General features: G+C 60.8%; 2 protein-coding genes. Both read left to right on the top strand.

Features of this window, described 5'->3' with window-relative positions; translation table 11 throughout:
• On the top strand, window positions 1-341 hold a 341-nt coding region (locus FJV41_RS57185), incomplete at its 5' end, for a chromate resistance protein ChrB domain-containing protein (protein ID WP_141649580.1).
• Window positions 338-546, top strand: a 209-nt coding sequence (locus FJV41_RS57180; RefSeq protein ID WP_220137992.1) for a hypothetical protein, incomplete at its 3' end; no start/stop codon positions are given. The genes FJV41_RS57185 and FJV41_RS57180, both read left to right, overlap by 4 nt.

Raw genomic sequence — 546 nt, 5'->3', positions numbered from 1 at the left:
ACACAGGAGCGATCCCGTATGACGTACCGGGTGTCGAAATGACCCATGATGTTGATCTCTGCAGCTTCGACGCCTTTCTCAGGAAGTACGAACTCACCGATCCCGCCTTGCAGCACCTGGCCGTGATCGTGCGGGGCGCAGACACCTCCCGGCTGGACCTGGCGCCTCAGTCTGCGGGCCTCTATGCGCTGTCGCTCGGCCTGTCCAAGACCTTCAGCGATGACCATGAGATGCTCGGGCATGGCCTGGTGATGTACGACGCGCTCTATGCGTGGTGCCAATCCTGCCAGGCAGAAACCCATAACTGGCCTCCCCAGATGGGGCCGGTGGGCTCTGCGTGAGCGTGCCGTTCAATGGAATGAATGCGCTCCCGAAACGCTGTCTGCGCAGCACCTTGATACTCCTTGCGTACGCCATTGCGCTGGCCGGGGCTTCGGCTGCACAGTCTGGGGAACGCAAGCTCTTTGGGCCGCAGATTCGCGCAGCCATTTCAGGGAAGGAAGTAAGCGATGGGCGTCATTGGAGCCACCACTACCTTACAAACGG

The organism is Myxococcus llanfairpwllgwyngyllgogerychwyrndrobwllllantysiliogogogochensis, from assembly GCF_006636215.1.
GTDB lineage: Bacteria > Myxococcota > Myxococcia > Myxococcales > Myxococcaceae > Myxococcus > Myxococcus llanfairpwllgwyngyllgogerychwyrndrobwllllantysiliogogogochensis.
Note: the sequence above shows the minus strand (reverse complement) of the source record. Positions and strands in the feature narration are given on the sequence as shown.